Genomic DNA, 20,055 nt, shown 5'->3' with positions numbered 1-20,055 from the left:
GGACAAACAGTAACCCTGCCCCCTGAGTTCCGGGTGGTTTGGCGGAGAAACGTAGATGAACACAGCACTTTTCCCCGACCTTGTGGTCAACGGTGAAACGGTCCCCCACACGGTGGTCGCCGCCGAGGCACAAAACCACACCGGGCCCAGCGACAAACCGGGCATCGCCTGGCGCAAGGCCGCGAACGCGGTCGCGATCCGGACCCTTCTGCTGCAAGAAGCGCAGCAGCGGGGGCTTGAGGCCGACCCGGCCGAAGTCGGTCCCGGGCGCTTTGAAACCGAGGAGGAGGCCCTGATCCGGGGCCTTCTCGACACCGAAATGGATGGTGCGGCGCCGGACGAGGAGGCGATCCGAACGGAATGGGATCGCGACCCGGAGCGGTTCCGTGCGCCGCCCTTGTGGGAAGTGTCGCACATCCTGTGCAGCTGCGATCCGCGCGACGAGGCCGCCACGGCCAAGGCGAAGGCGTGCATCGAGGGCCTTGCCGCCAAGGTGCAGGCCAACCCGCGCGCTTTCGCGCATATTGCCACCGACAATTCCGACTGCGGCTCCAAGTCTTCGGGCGGCGCGCTGGGCCAGCTTGGACCCGGCGACACGGTTCCCGAATTCGAAGACGCACTGCGTGGTCTGAAGGCGGGCGAAATCACCGCCGAGCCTGTGCTGACCCGTCACGGCTGGCACCTGATCCGCATGGATGCGGTCGCCGAGGGAGCCGTGCTTCCCTATGAGACCGCACGCCCGCGCATTTCGGATGCGATACAAAAGACGAACTGGGCCCGTCAGGCACAGGCGTTCGTCAACAAACTGGTCGCCAGCGCCGAGATAACCGGCGCGGACCTGCGGCGCGAGTAGCCCGGGCCGATGTTGCGATGAGCCCCTCCTCTCCTGACCCAGGCCGGCCGCTTCCCGCGCCATTGGCCAACCTGCGAGAGCTGGGGAACCCTCTTGAATTCCTCTATCTTGATCACCTGCAGGAGCGTGAGATTTGCGCGGTCCTGGACCGGATATCCAACGCCCTGGCCGTGGACCCTGACGACGTGTCCGACGTGCTGGCGTTCCTTCGAGAGGTGTTGCCGTTTCACCTGGCGGACGAAGAAGAGGACCTGTTCCCGCTCTTGCGAAAACGGTGCGAGGCCGAAGACGAAATCGACAAGGCGATCCATCGCCTTCTGTCCGATCACAGCCATGCGGCCGAGGATACGCCGGACGTCATCACCATCCTGGAACGACACGCGGCGGGGGGCTGCGAATTGGAAGAAGGCGAACGCATGGCCTTGAAACAATACGCGAGCCATGCCCGCCGCCACCTTGTTCTTGAAAACGCAATCATCCTGCCCATCGCCAAACTGCGGTTGAACGAAGAAGACCTCGACAGGCTCAGGCATGGGATGCTTGAGCGCCGGGGGCTTGGTCGTTTGTGGGACAGCCCGCATACTGGATGAACCACCCACCTGCTTGCATGACGAAAGAGACCCCAAGACATGAACATCGCCTACACAATGGCCCCCGGGCGCGGGGATACGAATTCGCTTTTGTTCAAACTGGCGCAGTCCCTGGTGGCGCGCGGCTATCGCCCGTCTGGCACTGTGCAGATCGACACCGAACGCGACTACGACGGGCCCTGTGACATGGATGTGAAGGTTCTGCCTGACGGTTCTGTGCTGCGAATATCGCAAAACCTGGGCCGCGGATCTTCGGGGTGCCGGCTGGACGTAGGCGCGCTGGAAACTGCAGTTGGACTGGTCGGGGCGGACCTTGCCTCGGGGGCTGATTGCCTGATCGTCAACAAATTCGGGAAACACGAGGCTGAGGGGCACGGTTTTCGCACTGTGATCGCCGACGCCCTGGCGCGCGATATTCCGGTTTTGGTTGGCACCAACAAGCTTAACCAAGCTGCGTTCGAAACCTTTGCCGATGGACTTGCGCAGAACTTGCCGCCCGACCTGAAAAGCCTCGAGGATTGGGTGTTCACCCACAGCCCCCTGCGCGCCAAGACGGTGTGACCCTTCGCGGCCGACGTCGAAATGCACCTGGCTTTGGGCGCTATATGGCTTCGTCCCGTTGATAGTTCTTGGCAAAGTCGGGTTATGAAAAGCCTGCGTTTCGGGACAAACTGCCCTGAAACGAACCCTTGATGCGCAGGCTTGACCGAGCTTCCGAGGCAACGAGTGCTTTGTGGCGGGAGGGGTCACGCCGCCGCCGTCTTGCAGCGCGATTTGAGGGCGTATAGCTATCGTGTCACTTCACATGGGGCAGGTGACATGGGCACAACTTCGATCGACCCCGCAACTCTGGCGCGGCTTGAGGCGCTGCCACCGGCAGTGCGCTGGGTCATCGCCGCCCGGATCAAGACACTGGGCCTGTCGCTTACTCCGGTCGCGGCAGGCAGTTGGTTGGCGGCCTCTCTGGGCGGGTGGACCCCTTGGGTGACGGCGGTTGCGATGGGTGCATCGGTGGCGATCCAGATCGGTACGAACCTGTGGAACGATGCGGGGGATGGTGCGCGTGGCGTGGATGGTCCGGATCGGCTGGGCCCGCTGCGGCTGACCGCTCTGGGTCTTTTGAACCCCAGCCAGGTGCGTCGCGCCGCCGCTGCGGTCTTCGGGGTCGCGGTGCTTCTGGGGCTCTTCCTTGTCGCGCTTGGCGGCTGGCCGATCGTGGCAATCGGGGGGACATCCCTGGCGCTTGGATTTTTCTATTCGATGGGTCCGCATCCATTGTCCGCCACGCCATTGGGAGAGCTTCTGGTGATCACCTTTTTCGGTGTCGTGGCTGTGGCAGGAACAATGCATCTTCACGGTGCCCGGGTGGACGCGCAGGCACTACACCTGGGCGTAGTCGTCGGCCTTCCGGCATCGGCGGTGCTGCTGCTGAACAACCATCGCGATCGTGTCACGGACGCGCGCGCCGGGCGGCGCACGCTGGCGATCCTTTTGGGGCAGGGCGCATCGAAGGTGCTGTACGCCCTGCTTTTGTTGCTGTCGGTGGTCCTGGCCGGGCTGTTTTCAGGCGCGTGGCTCACGCTTTTGCCCGCTGCGTTACTGGGGGGCGGCTTGGTCGGCGCATTGGTCCGCCTACCGCTTTGCCGCACATTGAATCGTCTTATCCCCGGGACGGGTGTTTTTCAGATTCTGCTTCTGCTTGGATTGGTTGGGGGCGCAATCGGGTAGCGCGCTGGCATGACCAATGACGGGCCAGGATGACTTGACATGTACCGGGTTGCGCAGGCTCTGTTTGCCGGTAGCCCGAAACGGGTCCACGACCGGAGACACCGATGTCCGAAATCCTTGCCCGCGTGTTGCCCCTCGGGTTGGTCTTGCTGATGTTCGTGGTCGGCTTGCGCTTGACCCCGCAGCAATTTCTGCGCGCGTTTGCCCGCCCTAAGGCGTTGGGACTGGGGCTGGCGGTGCAATGGCTGGGCTTGCCCATGTTGGCTTTGGCGCTGGGGGCGCTGCTCGACCTGGCGCCCGAGATGCGGGCCGGATTGCTTTTGGTGGCGCTTGCACCGGGCGGGGTGACGTCGAACTATATCGCGCATCTGGCGCGGGCTGATCTGGCGCTGTCAACCGCCATGACACTGGTCACCACGCTTCTGGCCAGTGTCACGATCCCTGTAGCTTTGCTCCTCACTGGGTTGGTTGCCCTGCCTGATGGGGCGAACCTGCTGTCGATCAGCGCAAAAATGAGCGTTATCGCGATCCTTCCGGCCGGTCTTGGTATGGCGGTTCGGGCAGTTGCGCCGCGTGCGTCCGGAGGTCTGTTGCGATGGTTGGAGCCCGCTGCACGCTTTGCCTTCGCCGCGATGGTCATCTCGACATTCCTCCAGAACCGCGACGCGATGTTGGCCCATATCGGGTCGGTCGGTCTGGCGGTGATAGCCCTGAACCTGGGAGCGCTGGCCCTGGCTTGGGGCGTGTCGCGTATGGCTAAACTTACCATGTCTGCGCGCCGCGCAATCATGGTCGAGGCGTCGCTGCAGAATGTTGCCGTGGTCCTGTTTGTGGGCGGTGCATTGCTTCGTGACCCGACCTTGTCGATTCCCGCGCTGATCTATGCGGTGGTCATGAACGTGTCGGCGATCGTGCAGATTGCCCTGTCTCGCCATCGTGCACACGCCGACTAAACTGCTCAATGACCACTTGGAACGAATTCAAGCCGCTTGGTTGATGGCCAGAGGCTTGGACCGCAGAACAACATTGTTGAGCACGGTTTTGCGCTTGAGGAATTTCCGCGCGGTGGGGCCATAGGCCTCTTCCACCGGCTTGACACCCAGTCCAGGCACCAGCGTTTGCAGGCCCTTGACGATTTCGACCGGGAACATCTCAAGCGCCCATTTGCCTGGATAGAAGCTTTCCGACGCGGCACCGTTTGCAAAGACGATCTGGTGCTCGGCGAACATCAGGTGGATGTAGGTGACCGTCTTCTTACCCTTGGCGATGCGCACCGGGCCCGGCGCCTCGGCCAGGTGCTTGGCCCGCGCCAGCGCCTCTTCACCCGTCTGGCCAGCGTCAAGCATCATGCCATGCAGCGGTGACACCAGAAGCGGTGCGTAGTTGCCGCAGACCCCTTCGGGGATGAGAACAGGTTTCAGGTTCGGCTGGGCAAACAGCTCTTTGGCGGTCAGCGTGCGGGTGCCGATCCACATGAGCTCTTGCGCGCCATTGTCCGCGGTCATCACCGTGTCACCGGGTTTCAGCGTCTCGATCGGCACCTCACCGCACGGTGTGCGGATCAGCGTGCCGGGTGTGAAACAGGGCACGCCGATCGAATTCAGCGCCGTTGTCCCGGTCACAGCGGCCGCTGCGACGCCTTCCAGCAGGATCGATTCACCGTTGGGGAAACTCAGCAGCGCGTTGCCAAATCCGTCGTCAGTGACCACCACGTCCCAGGCGTTGACCGGGTCGCCGTTGGCGTCGGTCAGGCTGCTGACATCCAGCTGGTCATTGGTCGTGCCGTCACCGGAATCCGTCAGGTCGAAGCCCGACACCACGTCATCGCCCGACCCATCGGCCAGGGTCAGCGTATCGCGACCAGAACCCAGCGTTATCTTCTCGATCTGGCTGAACACGGCGGTCCATCCGCCGCCCGAGACCGATCCGGTTTCGGAATTGCTGTTGGCCAGATCAATCGTCGTGTCGACCGTCAGCCCGGACAGGTCCAAAAGGTCGCCATCGATCTCACCTGTTTCGCCGCCGGTGATCGTGTCGGACCCGAAACCGTCAAGAAGCGCGAAGATGTCGTCGCCGCCGTCGCCGTCCAGCACATCGTTGCCAGCGCCGCCGTAAATCGTATCGTCGCCCGCACCACCTGACACGGTGTCATCGCCAAGCCCGGCCCAGATCGTATCATCGCCGCCGTCGGCTAGGATCGTATCGTCATTCGATCCGTCCGAATGGTCGTTGCTGTCGATATGGTCGCCATCCGGGTCACCGGTATAGGACCCGTCGATCACATCATTGCCCGCCCCGCCTTCGACGATGTAATCGGCGGTCAGGTTGTCGCGGAAATCAAGGTCATTGACCAGTGGCGTCGCGCCAGACCCATCGGTGGCGGTATCGCCGTCCGTATCGGTCAAAAGGAAATCGCCCAGGGCGTCGATGTCGGTGTCGTTCACGTCCCAACCGAACACATCGTCGACCGCATCCATGATGCCGTCACCGTCGCTGTCGCCCGAAGCGTCGATCGTCGCCTGGTCCACGCCGTGACCGGCCTCGGCCACATCGTCGGTGCCGTCATTGTCGCTGTCGGTGTCGATGTAGTCTGCCGTGCCGTCGCCATCCGAATCGACCGGGGTCAGCCCGCCGGTCTCATAGGCATCGTCCAGCCCGTCGCCGTCACTGTCCACACCGGTGGGCGCCACATAGCCGTCGGTGCTTTGCGCCTCGATATTGTCGGTGATGCCGTCGTTGTCGCTGTCCAGGTCCAGGTGGTCAAAGATCCCGTCACCATCACTGTCCACGGGTGACATGGTTTCGGCCACCGTGAAGGTGCCCGTCAGAAGGGTGCCGAAATTTGGGTTGCCACCGGAATTGTAGACTTCAATCCCATCAACGGCGACCGTGACTTCCCCGAATTCGCCGCCCGAAATACCGTCGCCATAGGTGTCGTAGACCTGCAACGTATATTCGCCCAGGTTGGGGACGACGGTATCCGTGATCTCGATGGTTGAATCGCCCGGATTGCCACTGGCGATCAGCGTTCCGCTGGCGTCGTAAAGCTCCCAGGTGTTTTCCGACCCCGACCACTGGTCGCCATCGAATGTGACGGTGATCGTGCTGGGCGTCGTTGTCCCATATTCATCTTCGTTCAGGATGCCGTCGCCGTCGATATCCACATCGACATCATCCGCGACGCCATCCCCGTCGCTGTCGGGTGCAGGAACATCGAAGCTCAGATCACCAATGCCCGTGCCGCCCGATTGCGTGCCGTCGGGGCCGTTTTCCAGAACGATCGACAGCTGCGAAATCTGACCCGGCAGCGACAGGGTCACGTCGTTGGCGGTACCGCCGTCCGCCTCGATCGACACCGAGCCGTCCGGGTTGGTGACAACGGTTTCATCAACCAGCCCGGACAGCCCTGCAATGACGTCCGCAGCATCCAGTATGATGCCGTTCTCATCATAGGCATAGATCGTGAACATGTCGTCATAGGTCGACCCGGATGAGTTCACATGCTGAAGGTCGAAGGACAGGTTTTCGACGGGCTGCGAGAACTGGTAGTCCGCAGTGATCGGCGAGCTGACCCCGAACGCACCGAATTCAGAAACGGCATACCCGCTCTGGTCGTCGTCCCAGGCGTTCGCGGTGAAGGTACCCGTTACGGTGGTGCTGAAGGCACCGTCGGTGATGACAGTTGTACCACTGACGGCAGTGCCGCCCGCGCCTGTCAGCCAAATAGCATTGTCAAGAATGGCCATGACAGACCCCACAACTCATTACACGTTTTGCAGCGGGATCTACGCGCGGTGTCAAAAGGGGGGAACGCTTCCAAACGGGTTAGCCCCGCCTTCCACTCCGTCCTGCCTTTGATGCCCGACTGTCGCATCGACTTTTCCACTAGTTACCAAGGATTGTATTGATTTCGGAAACAGTCGGGGAGGGGGCGGAATTGTGGAAAATGTAGGGCAAATTTTCTTAAACTACTGAAAAAATGAGATAAATTCACCTTCGAGTTGAGGATTCTGAGCTGGCTGCACTAGAAGTTGTGCATTGTGCTTATGGATATCTGGGAGCGTTTGGGGGGGGTGAACCGAAGTCGGGTTACCTGTTTTCAGCGACCGTCCTGTGCTCAAGGCAAGGGTGTCATTCTGGCCCCAACCTGCGCACCAATGAAAAAACGCGCACCTAATGGGGGTGAACTGGGCCACGTGGGGGGCGCCCAAACGTGGCCCAGAACTTCATATTGTCAGCGCTGGTCTTAGAAGTGGACCGAGCGCGCGCCGGCCGGCTTTTCTACCGGCGGGGCAAATTTTGTCAGGTTGATGCCATCAACTGCGGCTTTGTATTCGTCCATGCTGGGCGTCCGGCCAAGAATGGCGGACAGGACGACAACCGGGGTCGAGGCCAGCAGGCTTTCCCCCTTCTTCTCGGCGCTGTCTTCCACAACACGGCCCTGGAACAGGCGCGTGGACGTGGCCAGAACGGTGTCGCCCTTGGCGGCCTTTTCCTGGTTGCCCATGCAAAGGTTACAGCCGGGGCGTTCGAGATAGAGGATGTTCTCATACTCTGTCCGCGCCGCACTTTTCGGTGCGAAGTCGTCGAATTCGAAACCCGAATACTTCTGCAGGATTTCCCAGTCGCCTTCTTCCTTCAACTCATCAATGATGTTGTAGGTCGGGGCAGCAACGACCAGAGGCGCGTTGAACGTCACCTTGCCCTGCGTCTGTTCGATGTTCTTGAGCATCTGGGCGACGATTTTCATGTCCCCCTTGTGCACCATGCACGATCCGACAAAACCCAGGTCCACCTTCTTGTCACCACCATAGAAGGACACGGGGCGGATGGTGTCGTGGGTATAGCGCTTGGACACATCGGCGTTGTTCACGTCGGGGTCGGCGATCATCGGTTCGTCGATCTGGTCCAGATCCACCACGACCTCGGCGAAATACGTGGCGTTGTCGTCCGGGGTCAGGGCGGGCTTTTCACCCGACGTGATCTCGGCAATCCGCTTGTCGGCTTTGTCGATCAGGCCCTGAAGGGTCTGGGCCGCATTGTCCATGCCCTTGTCGATCATGATCCGGATGCGCGACTTGGCCAGCTCCAGCGAGCCAATCAGCGTCTCGTCGTTCGAGATGCAGATCGAGGCTTTCGCCTTCATCTCGGCGGTCCAGTCGGTGAAGGTGAAGGCCTGGTCGGCCAGCAGCGTGCCGATGTGCACTTCGATCACACGGCCCTGGAACACGTTGTCACCGTGCTGCGACAGCATCTGCAACTGGGTGGCGTGCACCACGTCGCGGAAGTCCATGTGGTCTTTCATCGTGCCTTTGAAGGTTACCTTGACCGATTCCGGGATCGGCATGGTGGCTTCACCGGTCGCCAACGCCAATGCCACGGTGCCGCTGTCCGCGCCAAAGGCCACGCCCTTGGACATCCGGGTGTGGCTGTCGCCGCCAATCGTGATGTCCCAGTCGTCCACGGTGATGTCGTTCAGCACTTTGTGGATCACGTCGGTCATCGCGTGGTATTCGCCCTTGGGGTCACGCGCGGTGATCAGGCCGAACTTGTTCATGAAGCCCATCAGCTTGGGAATGTTTGCCTGTGCCTTGGCGTCCCAGACCGATGCGGTGTGGCAGCCCGATTGATACGCACCATCAACCGACGGAGAGATGACCGTTGCGGCCATCGCTTCAAGCTCTTGCGACGTCATCAGGCCGGTGGTGTCCTGCGAACCGACAATGTTCACCTGCACACGCACGTCAGAGCCGGCATGCAACGCACCCTTGGCGTTCACACCGCGGGCGTTGCGGTTGAAGATCTTCTCAACCGCCGTCAGGCCGCGGCCCTCATCGGTGATCTCTTTCGCCGGGGCGAAAACCAACGGGGCTTCGATGCCCAGCGCCTCGGCGGCAAAGCTTTGCAGCTTCTTGCCAAAGACGATGGCGTAAGATCCGCCAGCCTTCATGAATTCCATCTTCTGCGGCGTGAAGGCCGAGGATACATCAACCAGCTCTTCATCACCCGCTTCGTTGTAAAGTTTCTGGGTTTTGGTGTTGATGGACAGGACAGTCCCGGTCTCGACCGAGTATTTCTGCTCAAGGATCGGGTTGCCATCATTGTTCAGAATGGCATTGCCGTCTGCGTCCACTTTCTTGACCCAGTTCTTCAGGTCCAGACCGATGCCGCCGGTCACGCCCACGGTGGTCAGGAAGATCGGCGAGATGCCGTTGGTGCCGGCCACAACCGGGGCAATGTTCACGAAGGGCACATAGGGGCTGGCCTGTTTGCCGGTCCACAAAGCCACGTTGTTCACGCCCGACATCCGCGACGAGCCCACGCCCATTGTCCCCTTTTCCGCAATCAGCATGACGCGTTTGTCCGGGTGCTGCAGCTTCAGCGCCTCGATTTCCTGCTGTGCCTTTTCCGAGATCAGGCATTTGCCGTGCAATTCACGGTCCGAGCGCGAATGCGCCTGGTTGCCCGGCGACAGAAGGTCGGTCGAAATGTCGCCTTCCGCGGCGACATAGGTCACGACCTTGACCTCTTCGTCCACTTCGGGAAGCTTGGTGAAGAACTCGGCTTTGGCGTAGCTTTCCAACACATCCTTGGCGATCACGTTGCCAGCCTTGTAGGCGGCGTCCAGCCGGTCGGTGTCGGCCTCATACAGGAAAACTTGAGTCTTCAGGACTTCGGCAGCCTGCTTGGCAATCTCGACGTTGTCCCCAAGGGCCAAGTCCAGCAACACGTCGACCGAAGGGCCGCCTTTCATGTGCGACAGCAGCTCGAACGCGAAGGTCGGTGTGATTTCTGCCACAGCAGCAGTGCCAAGAATGATCTCTTTCAGGAACCCGGCCTTTTCGCCCGCAGCGCTCGTGGTGCCGGGCAAAGTGTTATAGATGAAAAACTTGAGGGCCTCTTCCCGCTGCGAGTTTCCGGTATCCTTGATCAGCGCGATCAGGTCTTTGACAAGCGCGCCATCATCAATGGGCTTGGGGTTCAGCCCCTGTTCTTTACGAGTGGCAATCTCATTCAGGTAGTCCGTGTACAAGCTCATGATGGATCCAACGTTCAGGTGTTCGAGGAAATCCAGGCACCGAGCCGCAGAATCGTCTGGCCAGCCGACGCCTGGATGCGTTGTATGCCGAAGTATACCATGCGGATGGGAGTTGCAAGACATCTGGTCGCAGCATTGTTCGCAAAGTGGCCCAATGTCGCCGGCTTCCCGGTGAACAAAAGAGCGCTGAATTGGCCGTGCCGCGCCCTTGGCTGTCAGTTTGCCGATTTGAGCAGGTCAGGGCGCTAGGATGGCCAAGATCTCCGCCATACCTCAGCCGATCACCATTAGGTCGGGGGTGGCACGTGTTGTCAAAAGGCGCGCGCCTTGCGCACCGATGATTATGTCTTCTTCGTGCACCATCATGCGCCCGTCGCCGTAAGACAATGACGGCTCAAGCGTCAACACCATGTTTTCCTGCAGCACCGTTTCGTCATAAGCCGCGTGCGAAGGCTGTTCGGTCAGCTGCATGCCCAGCCCGTGCCCAAGACGCCCGATATCGCCGCCGCTGTCGTCCATCTCGGCGATCACCGCAGACATGGCATTGAAAAGATCGCGGCAGGTGTTTCCGGGTCGGGCTGCGGCCAAACCTGCCTCGGTTGCCCGCCACAGCACGTCATAGGCGCGTTTTGCCATGGCATCGGCCGACCCGATGGCCCAGTTGCGATCAAAATCGCAGAAATAGCCGTCCCAAGTGCAACCGGTATCAAGCATCAGAACATCGCCCCCCCGCAACGGGCGACGCGTTGGCGGAGAGATCACATCGCCGTAGCCGCCCTGATCGGCGGCCCCCACCAGATAAGGCGCATCATCGGCACCTAACCCGATTGCAGCCCGCCGGAAGGTGCGAAAGACCTCCTCCAACGGCATGCCCTCGTGGACCAGCGCGGGAACCTCGGCGAAAGCAGCAGAGCCAATGGTGCAGATATGGGCGAGCTTTTCGATCTCGGCTGGTGTCTTGACCATACGCAACCCCTGCACGATCCCGGTCGCATCGACTATTTCGACCCCCGGCAGTTTGGTCAAAAGTCGCTCCCAGTCGGCCAAAGGCATACGAAGCTGCGTTTCGTGGCCCTTCATCACGCCAATCCGGGCGCCATTGGCGGCATAGGGTGCCAGAAGTTCAGTCAGTAAACTGATCCCGTCGTCCTCGGGCGCTGGCGCGCTCCAGGTGCGAATGTCGTCCAGCCAGCCGCGACGCATCAATTCGGCCCCGATTTCCGGAATCAGCGCAATAGGTTTGCCCGAGGCCGGTACGAAGACGAACCAGGGGCGCGTCGGACTTTGCCAGAACAGCGTGTGAAAGCCGGTGAAGTAGCGCACGTCCGGTTCGCTCATCAACAGCATCCCGGCAAGGTCAGATGATGCCATCAGGGCCTGGGCCCTCGTGGTGCGCGCGGCAAATTCCGCGTCATCAAACCCTCGGCTGGGAGGCTCATGCTTCATGATCGTTCTCCGATACGACGGATGCAGAGGTGCTGCTTTGCTGAATACACCCCCCGGGGGATGCGGGAGGTCGGGCGGTCTGACGATAGCGCGCGCGGCAATTTCCGCAAGCGCGCTAACGCGCGTTGCTCGACCCTATTGGCCACGATGACGCCTGGTTCGAGGCCTGTCCCAGTCGTCAGGTCAGAGCCAGAAGGCTCAGACCGATGCGACGTCGGCGGGCATGCGCGGGACTGTCAGAGCACACGAGCATACTGGTTTGCCCTTAATGGACAAACCGGGGGCAGCCGCCCCCGCCCGTTAGGCAGGGGCCAATCAGGTCACACGTCCTGAAGGTGGTCGAACTCCGACGTGAAGCTGCCGACGCCCATCGTGGCTGATCGCAGCTCCATGATCAGGTCGCCCATTTCGGCCGCCGGGATCTGGCATTGTACCTGTTCCCATCCGGTCCAGCCGTCGCGCGCCTCGATCCCCAGGATCTGACCACGTCGGCCCATCACGATCTTCTGCACGCCGGCGATGAACTGATCCGGCACCGCGATGCTGACCGCGTTGATCGGTTCCAGCTTCACGGGTTTCGCATCCGCCAACGCCTCGCGCATGGCTTGTCCGGCAGCTTTGCGGAACGCCATTTCCGAACTGTCGACCGAGTGGTGCTTGCCATCTGTCAGCGTGGCCGAGACATCGACCACCGGGTAGCCCAGCGGCCCTTTCTCCAAGGCGTCGGTCACACCGTGTTCGACTGCGGAAAGATACTGACGCGGCACAGCGCCGCCGTGGATGGTTTCGTTGAACGCGTTCCCCGCGCCGCGTGCGACCGGCGCGATCTTGATCTCGACCTCGCCAAACTCTCCGTGCCCACCCGATTGCTTTTTGTGGCGCACGCGCTTCTCGGCCGGTTTACGGATCGTTTCGCGGTACGCCACTTCGGGGGGCGAGACATCGACCTTCAGCCCGGTGCGGTTCTCCAGCCGCTCAAGACACAGTTTCAGGTGCATTTCGCCCTGACCTTCCAGAACCTGCACGCTGTTCACGGCGTCGAAGGCGACGGACAGCGACCGGTCCTCGTCCATGAGCTTTCGAAGGTTGTCGCCCAGCTTCACGTCGTCCGCGCGGCGGGTCGCCTTGATCGCCTGGGCAAAGGCCGGGGCGATCGGGGCCAACTTGGTGGCGCTGCGCCCGGTGGGGGTCAACAAGTCGCCGGTCTGCACGCTATCGAGCTTGGTCAGTCCGACAACGGCGCCCACCCCTGCCTCTTTCACTGGGGTCAGCTTGCCGCCGAAGATCGTGTTGATCCCGGCCGGGCGTTCGCCGTTTAGCGTGTCGCCGGATTTGAGCGTGCCGCTCATCACCCGAGCGATCGACATCTTGCCGGCATGGCCCGCCTGAAGTGTTTTCAGAACCTTCAGCTGAGCGCTATCGCCCGACACGCCCATCCGGGCCGCGGTGCGGGTCACGTCCGGCGCATCATGGCGCAGCGATTTCATCAGGCGATGAATGCCGTGACGCTGGGTGGCCGAGCCGAAGAAGACCGGAACCACAAGGTCCTCGGCAAGATCCTTGGTCATGTCGTCATAGACCTCGGTGGTCGACGGCGTCACGTCTTCCAACAGCTTTTCAAGCAGGCCATCGTCGAAATCGGCCAGCCCCTCCAGCATCTCGGTGCGCGCTTCGGCCTCGCGGTCCAGCACGGTTTCGGGCAGCTTGATCAGGGTCGAGGGTTTGCCTTCCTCCCATTGGAAGGCGCGTTCGGACACCAGATCGACATAGCCGGTCACCTGACCACCTTCGTGGATCGGAATTTCACGCAGCAGAAGCGGTTTCGAGGACACCGCCTGGAAGGCTTCCATAAGTTCGCGCGCGGAATTGTCATAGCGGTCGAACTTGTTGATGAAGATCACGTGCGGGATGTCCGCGTTTTCCAACGCCTTGAGGTGCGAGGCGAAGGTCACGGCTTTGGCCGGGTCGGGGTCCACGACGACGACGGCGATATCCGCCACATCCATCGCATCGCGCATTTCTTGCCCCAGCTCAACCGAGCCGGGCACGTCGATGAAGGTCCAGCTTTCCTCAAGATAGTCGGCGGTTGCCACGTTCATTTCGGTCGACATGCCGTGGGCCAACGCTTCGGGCGAATGGTCGGCGATGGTGAAGGCGGACTGAGCGGACGCATGGGGTTGCAATGCACCTGCTTCGGTCAGCAGCGCCTCGAACACCGAGGTCTTACCCGAAAGATACGGCCCGCAAATCAGGGCGGTGCGGGGGCTATGCGGGATTGAGGTGGCCATGGAAGTCCCTTTCTGTCTGGCTGATTCGGGCGCAGCTCTTGCATGCGGCGAACCGGATTTGCGCCCAACCTAGAACGGGATTCGCGCCTTTGCGTTGATCTGCCTCATGCTGCGCGCTTGAATGCCTACCCCGTGGCGCCGCCCGACCACCCACCCCGTCATCCCGAGGCAGGCAGGTCTTGCGGCTGGCGCTGTTTGCGCTACCTTGCGCCCTTGCGAACAGGGGAGGGTGCCATGGCGGCAATCGTAACAGTATCGGGTCTGACCAAGACTTATGACGGTGGGTTTGAGGCGCTGAAGGGCGTCGACCTTGAGATCGAAGAGGGCGAAATCCTCGCCCTGCTAGGCCCCAATGGCGCAGGCAAGACGACGCTGATCTCGATCATCTGTGGCATCACAACACCCAGCGACGGGCGCATCACCATCGGCGGCCAAGACAGCCAGGCAGAGTACCGCGCCGCGCGGTCTTTGATTGGTCTGGTGCCGCAGGAAGTCAGCCTGGAGCCCTTCGAGACCGTGTTGAACACCGTGAACTTTTCACGTGGGTTGTTTGGCAAACCGCGTGATCCGGCGTACATCGAAAAAATCCTGCGCCAGCTGTCCTTGTGGGACAAAAAGGGCGCCAAGATCATGACCCTGTCGGGCGGGATGAAGCGCCGGGTTCTGATCGCCAAGGCGCTGAGCCACGAGCCGCGCGTGTTGTTCCTGGACGAACCCACCGCTGGTGTGGACGTCGAGCTTCGCAAGGATATGTGGGAGATCGTCGAGACCCTGCGCCAGTCCGGCGTGACGATCATCCTGACCACGCATTACATCGAAGAGGCCGAGGCCATCGCCGACCGGGTGGGAGTGATCAACAAGGGTGAAATCCTGCTGGTCGAGGAAAAGAACGCCCTGATGCGCCGGATGGGACAGAAGGAGCTGCGGATAGATCTGGATACGCCGCTAGACGCCGTGCCAGAGGCGCTTGCCGCCTATCCGCTGGCGCTGTCGGCCGACGGGGGGCTGACCTATACCTATGACACCCGCGCCGAAAGCACCGGCATCACCCGGCTTCTGGCGGACCTGTCCAAGGCCGGGCTGCACATGAGCGATCTGCACACCACCCAGTCGTCACTGGAAGACATCTTTGTCGACCTCGTGAAGGAGGACGCCCAATGAACCTGCATGCCATTCGCGCCATCTATGTCTTTGAAATGGCGCGCACCTTTCGAACGTTGGCGCAAAGCATCATTTCCCCGGTGCTGTCGACATCGCTGTATTTCATCGTCTTCGGCGCCGCCATCGGGTCGCGGATCGACCAGGTTGACGGGGTCAGCTATGGCGCCTTCATTGTGCCGGGCCTGATCATGCTGACGGTGATCACGCAAAGCATCACCAACGCGTCGTTCGGCATCTATTTCCCGAAATTCATCGGCTCGATCTATGAGCTTCTGTCGGCCCCGGTCAGTTTCTATGAAATCGTGATCGGATATGTCGGCGCGGCGGCGACCAAAGCGTTCATGATCGGGTTGATCATCCTGGCCACCTCGTTCGCCTTCGTGGATATTTCGATCGCGCACCCGGTCTGGATGCTGGCGTTTCTTGTCCTGACTTGCGTCAGCTTCGCCCTGCTGGGCTTCATCATCGGTATCTGGGCAGGCAATTTCGAACAGCTGCAACTGGTCCCGCTTTTGGTGATCACGCCGCTGGTGTTCCTGGGGGGCAGTTTCTATTCGATCACCATGCTGCCACCGTTCTGGCAGAACGTCACGCTGTTCAATCCGGTCGTCTATCTGGTGTCCGGGTTTCGCTGGAGCTTTTTCGGTACCGCAGACGTGGCAGTGGGCTGGTCGCTGCTGGCAATTGGTGGCTTCACCGTGGCCTGCCTGTTGGCGATCCGCTGGATTTTCCGTACCGGCTACAAGATCAGGACCTGACGTCATGATCACAAGACCACACTCATTGTTCCCGCACCCTTGTTCCCGGGGCGGGGGGGCTCTATCTCTCTGCCCATGAAACGCTGGATCCCTTTCTTGAAATCGACCCCGACCGTCGCGGTGCTGCGCCTGACTGGCGTCATCGCCACCGGTGCGCGGGGGCAGTTGAACGATGCCACCCTTGGCCCGGTGATCGAACGCGCCTTCCGCAAGGGCAAACCGGACGCGATAGCCTTGGTGGTGAACTCACCCGGCGGCAGCCCGGTGCAATCCAGCCTGATCGCTGGCCGCATCCGGCGTCTGGCGGCGGAAAAGGACGTGCCGGTGTTTGCCTTCGTCGAGGACGTGGCCGCCTCGGGCGGCTATTGGCTGGCCTCAGCAGCGGACGAAATCATCGTGGACGAAAATTCGATCGTTGGCTCGATTGGGGTGATTTCATCGTCCTTCGGTTTTACTGGCGCGATGGAGAAACTGGGCGTCGAACGCCGGGTCCACACCGCCGGGAAATCGAAAAGCATGCTGGACCCGTTCCAGCCGGAAAAACCCGCGGACGTAAAACGTCTGAAGGCGTTGCAGGAGGATATCCACGCCAGTTTCATCCGCCAAATCACGTCGCGCCGGGGTGCGAAGCTGCCGGAAGGTCAGGACCTGTTCACCGGGGATATCTGGGTCGGACAGGGCGCCATCGATGTGGGTCTGGCGGACCGGATCGGCCACCTGGTGCCGACGATGAAGGACCGCTATGGCGACAAGGTCCGGTTCCGGGTCTATGGCCCGCGCCGGTCGGTGTTCCAACGCTTTGGCATGCGCCTGATGGACGACACCCTCGCCACGTTAGAGGACCGCGCGGCCTTCGCCCGGTTTGGTCTGTGACATGGTCATCAAGGTCGTCTTTCTCTTCCTGATCGGCATGCTGGTGCTGGCCATGTTCGGACGCTTGCGGTATCCCGGCAAGGATCGCGTAGACGCGATGAAATGCCCCCGTTGCGGGCGCTATCGCATCGGGAAATCCCCGTGTGATTGTTCGAAGAAGGGCTAAGTCTTGGACCTGATCTATGCCGCACTGGGCCTTGTGATCCTTCTGCTTGCCGGCGACTCGCTGGTGCGCGGCGCGGTGAACATGTCGCTGCGCCTGGGCGTGCCCGCCCTGATCGTGTCCCTGACCATCGTCGCCTTCGGCACCTCGGCGCCCGAGCTTTTGATCGCGATTCAGGCGATCGACGACCATGTGCCCGGCCTTGCGATGGGCAACGTCGTGGGGTCGAACACGGCCAATATCCTGTTGGTGCTGGGTGTGCCTGCGATCTTGTCAGGCCTGTCCACGGGCGAATGTGACACCCGAAAATCCTATTTCCAGATGATGGCGGCGACTGTTCTGTTCATGGTTCTGGCGATGGGCGGCGTGATCACCTGGGTGCAGGGCCTCGTGCTGCTGGCAGCCCTGGGCCTGATGCTGTCGTCGGCGTTTCGCCAGGCGATCCATCACCGCCGTGCCGTGGCCGCCGGGCTGGAAGAAGAGACCGAAGAAGACGAAGATGTCGAAGGGGCTGACCCCGACATGCCCTGGTGGAAGGTCATCCTGTTCCTGATGCTGGGCCTGATCGGCCTTCCGCTGGGCGCCGACCTTCTGGTCGATGCCTCGACCAGCATTGCGCGCCACTATGGCGTGTCGGAAACGGTGATCGGCCTGACGCTGGTCGCTCTGGGCACGTCACTGCCCGAGCTTGCGACCACCGTGATGGCCGCGATGCGCAATCAGGCCGAGGTCGCGATGGGCAACGTGATCGGGTCGAACATGTTCAACCTGCTGGCGATCATCGGCATTGCCTCTTTCGTTGGCCCTATCCCGGTCGAGTCGGGGATTTTGCAGTTTGACCTGTGGGTCATGGCCGGCGCGTCACTTCTGCTTGCGCCCTTCGTTCTGTTGAAATGGCACATGGGGCGCGTCTGGGGTGCGGTGCTGGTGGTGCTGTATGTCGTGTACATCCTGGCCGTTCTGGCCGCGTGACGCGTTGAAAAGCCTCTGATCTGCGACAACTTGTGCACCGGAGGAATGTGTCGGGAACTGAACATCTGATTTTTGTAATGTTTTCATGCATTTACGAAATGTGCATATTTCTTTCGTTGAAAAACAAGGACTTAGATATGTGCCTAAAAATTAGGCAAATAAATGAAGCCAGCCAAAAACAACGAAAAATCCCTTCTGAGCAAAACCTTTCCTCAGACTTATCCACAGAAGATGTGGGCATGTTTTCTCTTGTAACCATATGGTCAAAGATGCAGGCGACCAGAGAATCGCGATGAGGCCCGGATGAGCGACCCCGAAGGCACGCCAAAGGATACCAAGTCACCGACCGGTCACGGGGTGGTGCAGGGATATCTGCGCGTGCTCGACAATTCGCCGGGCGTGTACCGGATGCTCGATGCGCAGGGGCGGGTGCTTTATGTCGGCAAGGCGCGCAATCTGAAGAAACGTGTGTCGAATTATGCCAAGCCGACCGGCCATTCAGCGCGGATCGCGCGGATGATCTCGCAGACCGCCAGCATGATGTTCCTGACCACGCGCACCGAGACCGAAGCGCTTTTGCTGGAACAGAACCTGATCAAGCAGTTGAAGCCCCATTTCAACGTGCTCTTGCGCGACGACAAGTCGTTCCCGAACATCCTTGTGACTGATCACGCTTTTCCGCAGATCAAGAAACACCGCGGCGCGAAGAAAGAGAAGGGGGCGTATTACGGCCCGTTCGCCTCGGCGGATGCGGTAAACCGGACGCTGAACCAGCTGCAGAAGGTGTTCCTTTTGCGCAATTGCACCAATGCGATGTTCGAAAGCCGCACGCGGCCTTGTCTGCTGTATCAGATCAAGCGCTGCGCCGGGCCCTGCGTGGGCAAGATCGACGAAAAGGACTATGCCGGGTTGGTCTCGGATGCGACCAATTTCCTGACCGGGCGATCGACCAAGGTGCAAGAACAGCTGGCCGCCGACATGGCGACGGCCTCGGCCGACATGGAGTTCGAACGCGCCGCCGTGTTGCGCGACCGGATCCGGGCGCTGACCCAGGTGCAGCAGGCCCAGGGCATCAACCCGCGCGGCGTGGCCGAGGCGGACGTGATCGCGCTTCATATGGAAGGCGGTCAGGCCTGTGTGCAGGTCTTTTTCATCCGCGCCAACCAGAACTGGGGCAACCGTGATTTCTATCCGCGCACCGGGGCGGGGGCCGGGCCGGGCGAGGTGTTGCAGGCCTTCGTCGGCCAGTTCTATGACCAGAAGGACCCGCCGCGGCTGATCCTGCTGTCCGACCCGCTGGACGAACAGGACCTGATGGCCGAAGCCTTGTCTGAAAAGGCCGGGCGCAAAGTCGAACTTGCCGTGCCCCTGCGTGGAGAAAAGTCTGAACTGGTCGTGAATGCGCAACGCAACGCGCGCGAAAGCCTGGGGCGCAAGATGGCCGAAACCGCGACGCAAGCCCGGTTGCTGGCAGGCGTGGCCGAGGCCTTTGCCCTGGACGCCCCACCGGCGCGGATCGAGGTCTATGACAACTCGCACATCCAAGGCGCGCACGCGGTGGGGGCGATGATCGTGGCAGGCCCCGAAGGCTTCATGAAAAGCCAGTATCGCAAGTTCAACATCAAGGGCGAAGACCTGACGCCGGGCGACGATTTCGGCATGATGAAAGAGGTTCTGACACGCCGGTTTAAACGATTGTTGAAGGAAGACCCTGAGCGTCAGGGCGAACACTGGCCCGACCTTCTGCTGATCGACGGCGGCGCAGGCCAGGTCAGCGCGGTGCATGAAATCATGACTGAACTGGGCGTCACCGACGTGCCGATGATCGGCGTGGCCAAAGGGGTGGACCGTGACCACGGTAAAGAGGAGTTTCATCGCCGGGGTGACCGCCCCTTTGCGTTGCAGCGCAACGACCCGGTGCTCTATTTTATCCAGCGTATGCGGGACGAGGCACACCGTTTTGCCATCGGCACCCACCGCGCGAAACGCGCCAAGGCCGTTGGCGCGACGCCGCTGGACGAGGTGCCGGGCGTGGGCGCGACCCGCAAGCGGGCCTTGTTGCAGCATTTCGGTTCGGCCAAGGCGGTCAGTCGCGCGGGGCTTGAGGACCTCAAGGCCGTGGACGGCATTTCCGCCACCCTTGCAGAAACCATCTATGGCTTCTTCCATGACAAGGGCTGACGC

General features: G+C 61.2%; 15 protein-coding genes. 11 read left to right on the top strand and 4 right to left on the bottom strand.

The annotated features are described in order from the left end of the window. Window positions 1-55 precede the first annotated feature (55 nt). The 5 genes from MN188_RS09480 (at window position 56) to MN188_RS09460 (ending at window position 4,124) form a co-directional block, all read left to right on the top strand. Window positions 56-853, top strand: coding sequence for a peptidylprolyl isomerase (locus MN188_RS09480; protein ID WP_242108488.1), 798 nt, complete (start codon window positions 56-58; stop codon window positions 851-853). Between the two features lie 62 nt (window positions 854-915). Next, window positions 916-1,443, top strand: a complete 528-nt coding sequence (locus tag MN188_RS09475) for a hemerythrin domain-containing protein (protein WP_242108486.1) — start codon at window positions 916-918, stop codon at window positions 1,441-1,443. Window positions 1,444-1,482: 39 nt separating this feature from the next. Beyond that, window positions 1,483-2,004 carry a DUF2478 domain-containing protein gene (locus MN188_RS09470; RefSeq protein WP_242108484.1) on the top strand — a complete coding sequence of 174 codons (522 nt, stop codon included), beginning with the start codon at window positions 1,483-1,485 and terminating at the stop codon, window positions 2,002-2,004. Window positions 2,005-2,262: 258 nt separating this feature from the next. Next, window positions 2,263-3,171, top strand: a complete 909-nt coding sequence (gene menA / locus MN188_RS09465) for a 1,4-dihydroxy-2-naphthoate octaprenyltransferase (RefSeq protein ID WP_242108482.1) — start codon at window positions 2,263-2,265, stop codon at window positions 3,169-3,171. A 104-nt stretch (window positions 3,172-3,275) separates the two neighbouring features. Further along, window positions 3,276-4,124, top strand: a complete 849-nt coding sequence (locus MN188_RS09460) for a bile acid:sodium symporter family protein (protein ID WP_242108474.1) — start codon at window positions 3,276-3,278, stop codon at window positions 4,122-4,124. A 27-nt stretch (window positions 4,125-4,151) separates the two neighbouring features. Here MN188_RS09460 and MN188_RS09455 read toward each other — a convergent pair whose 3' ends face one another. From MN188_RS09455 to MN188_RS09440, 4 genes are all read right to left on the bottom strand, one after another. Continuing rightward, a complete protein-coding gene (locus MN188_RS09455) occupies window positions 4,152-6,917 on the bottom strand; it encodes a Hint domain-containing protein (protein WP_242108472.1) in 2,766 nt (921 codons plus the stop codon). A 500-nt stretch (window positions 6,918-7,417) separates the two neighbouring features. Beyond that, window positions 7,418-10,210, bottom strand: coding sequence for a bifunctional aconitate hydratase 2/2-methylisocitrate dehydratase (locus MN188_RS09450; protein WP_242108463.1), 2,793 nt, complete (start codon window positions 10,208-10,210; stop codon window positions 7,418-7,420). A gap of 273 nt (window positions 10,211-10,483) precedes the next feature. Further along, entirely contained in the window at window positions 10,484-11,656 is a 1,173-nt protein-coding gene (locus tag MN188_RS09445; RefSeq protein WP_242108462.1) for a M24 family metallopeptidase, read from the bottom strand. Window positions 11,657-11,976: 320 nt separating this feature from the next. Then, complete coding sequence (locus MN188_RS09440) at window positions 11,977-13,944, bottom strand: elongation factor G (RefSeq protein WP_242108460.1); 1,968 nt, start codon at window positions 13,942-13,944, stop codon at window positions 11,977-11,979. Window positions 13,945-14,178: 234 nt separating this feature from the next. Between MN188_RS09440 and MN188_RS09435 the strand changes: the two genes are divergently transcribed. The 6 genes from MN188_RS09435 (at window position 14,179) to uvrC (ending at window position 20,052) form a co-directional block, all read left to right on the top strand. Beyond that, window positions 14,179-15,105, top strand: a complete 927-nt coding sequence (locus MN188_RS09435; protein ID WP_242108457.1) for an ABC transporter ATP-binding protein — start codon at window positions 14,179-14,181, stop codon at window positions 15,103-15,105. Next, window positions 15,102-15,863 (top strand): ABC transporter permease, encoded by a 762-nt coding sequence (locus tag MN188_RS09430; protein WP_242108455.1) that lies wholly within the window; start codon window positions 15,102-15,104, stop codon window positions 15,861-15,863. Before MN188_RS09435 ends, MN188_RS09430 begins: the two co-directional genes overlap by 4 nt. A gap of 75 nt (window positions 15,864-15,938) precedes the next feature. After that, window positions 15,939-16,736, top strand: a complete 798-nt coding sequence (locus MN188_RS09425; protein ID WP_242108453.1) for a S49 family peptidase — start codon at window positions 15,939-15,941, stop codon at window positions 16,734-16,736. Window position 16,737: 1 nt separating this feature from the next. Beyond that, window positions 16,738-16,902, top strand: coding sequence for a hypothetical protein (locus tag MN188_RS09420; protein WP_242108451.1), 165 nt, complete (start codon window positions 16,738-16,740; stop codon window positions 16,900-16,902). 3 nt (window positions 16,903-16,905) lie between these two features. Next, window positions 16,906-17,871, top strand: coding sequence for a calcium/sodium antiporter (locus tag MN188_RS09415; protein WP_242108444.1), 966 nt, complete (start codon window positions 16,906-16,908; stop codon window positions 17,869-17,871). A 303-nt stretch (window positions 17,872-18,174) separates the two neighbouring features. Beyond that, window positions 18,175-20,052 carry an excinuclease ABC subunit UvrC gene (uvrC, locus tag MN188_RS09410; protein WP_242108442.1) on the top strand — a complete coding sequence of 626 codons (1,878 nt, stop codon included), beginning with the start codon at window positions 18,175-18,177 and terminating at the stop codon, window positions 20,050-20,052. The last annotated feature ends 3 nt before the right edge of the window (window positions 20,053-20,055 follow it).

It is taken from the genome of Aliiroseovarius subalbicans (genome assembly GCF_022678625.1).
Taxonomy (GTDB): Bacteria; Pseudomonadota; Alphaproteobacteria; order Rhodobacterales; family Rhodobacteraceae; genus Aliiroseovarius_A; species Aliiroseovarius_A subalbicans.
Note: the sequence above shows the minus strand (reverse complement) of the source record. Positions and strands in the feature narration are given on the sequence as shown.

Coding starts and splice junctions, on each gene's coding strand:
- MN188_RS09480 (WP_242108488.1), top strand. CDS start 56: ATGAACACAGCACTTTTCCCCGACCTTGTGGTCAACGGTGAAACGGTC.
- MN188_RS09430 (WP_242108455.1), top strand. CDS start 15,102: ATGAACCTGCATGCCATTCGCGCCATCTATGTCTTTGAAATGGCGCGC.
- uvrC (WP_242108442.1), top strand. CDS start 18,175: ATGAGCGACCCCGAAGGCACGCCAAAGGATACCAAGTCACCGACCGGT.
- MN188_RS09435 (WP_242108457.1), top strand. CDS start 14,179: ATGGCGGCAATCGTAACAGTATCGGGTCTGACCAAGACTTATGACGGT.
- menA (WP_242108482.1), top strand. CDS start 2,263: ATGGGCACAACTTCGATCGACCCCGCAACTCTGGCGCGGCTTGAGGCG.
- MN188_RS09445 (WP_242108462.1), bottom strand. CDS start 11,656: ATGAAGCATGAGCCTCCCAGCCGAGGGTTTGATGACGCGGAATTTGCC.
- MN188_RS09450 (WP_242108463.1), bottom strand. CDS start 10,210: ATGAGCTTGTACACGGACTACCTGAATGAGATTGCCACTCGTAAAGAA.
- MN188_RS09425 (WP_242108453.1), top strand. CDS start 15,939: ATGAAACGCTGGATCCCTTTCTTGAAATCGACCCCGACCGTCGCGGTG.
- MN188_RS09420 (WP_242108451.1), top strand. CDS start 16,738: ATGGTCATCAAGGTCGTCTTTCTCTTCCTGATCGGCATGCTGGTGCTG.
- MN188_RS09460 (WP_242108474.1), top strand. CDS start 3,276: ATGTCCGAAATCCTTGCCCGCGTGTTGCCCCTCGGGTTGGTCTTGCTG.
- MN188_RS09440 (WP_242108460.1), bottom strand. CDS start 13,944: ATGGCCACCTCAATCCCGCATAGCCCCCGCACCGCCCTGATTTGCGGG.
- MN188_RS09455 (WP_242108472.1), bottom strand. CDS start 6,917: ATGGCCATTCTTGACAATGCTATTTGGCTGACAGGCGCGGGCGGCACT.
- MN188_RS09470 (WP_242108484.1), top strand. CDS start 1,483: ATGAACATCGCCTACACAATGGCCCCCGGGCGCGGGGATACGAATTCG.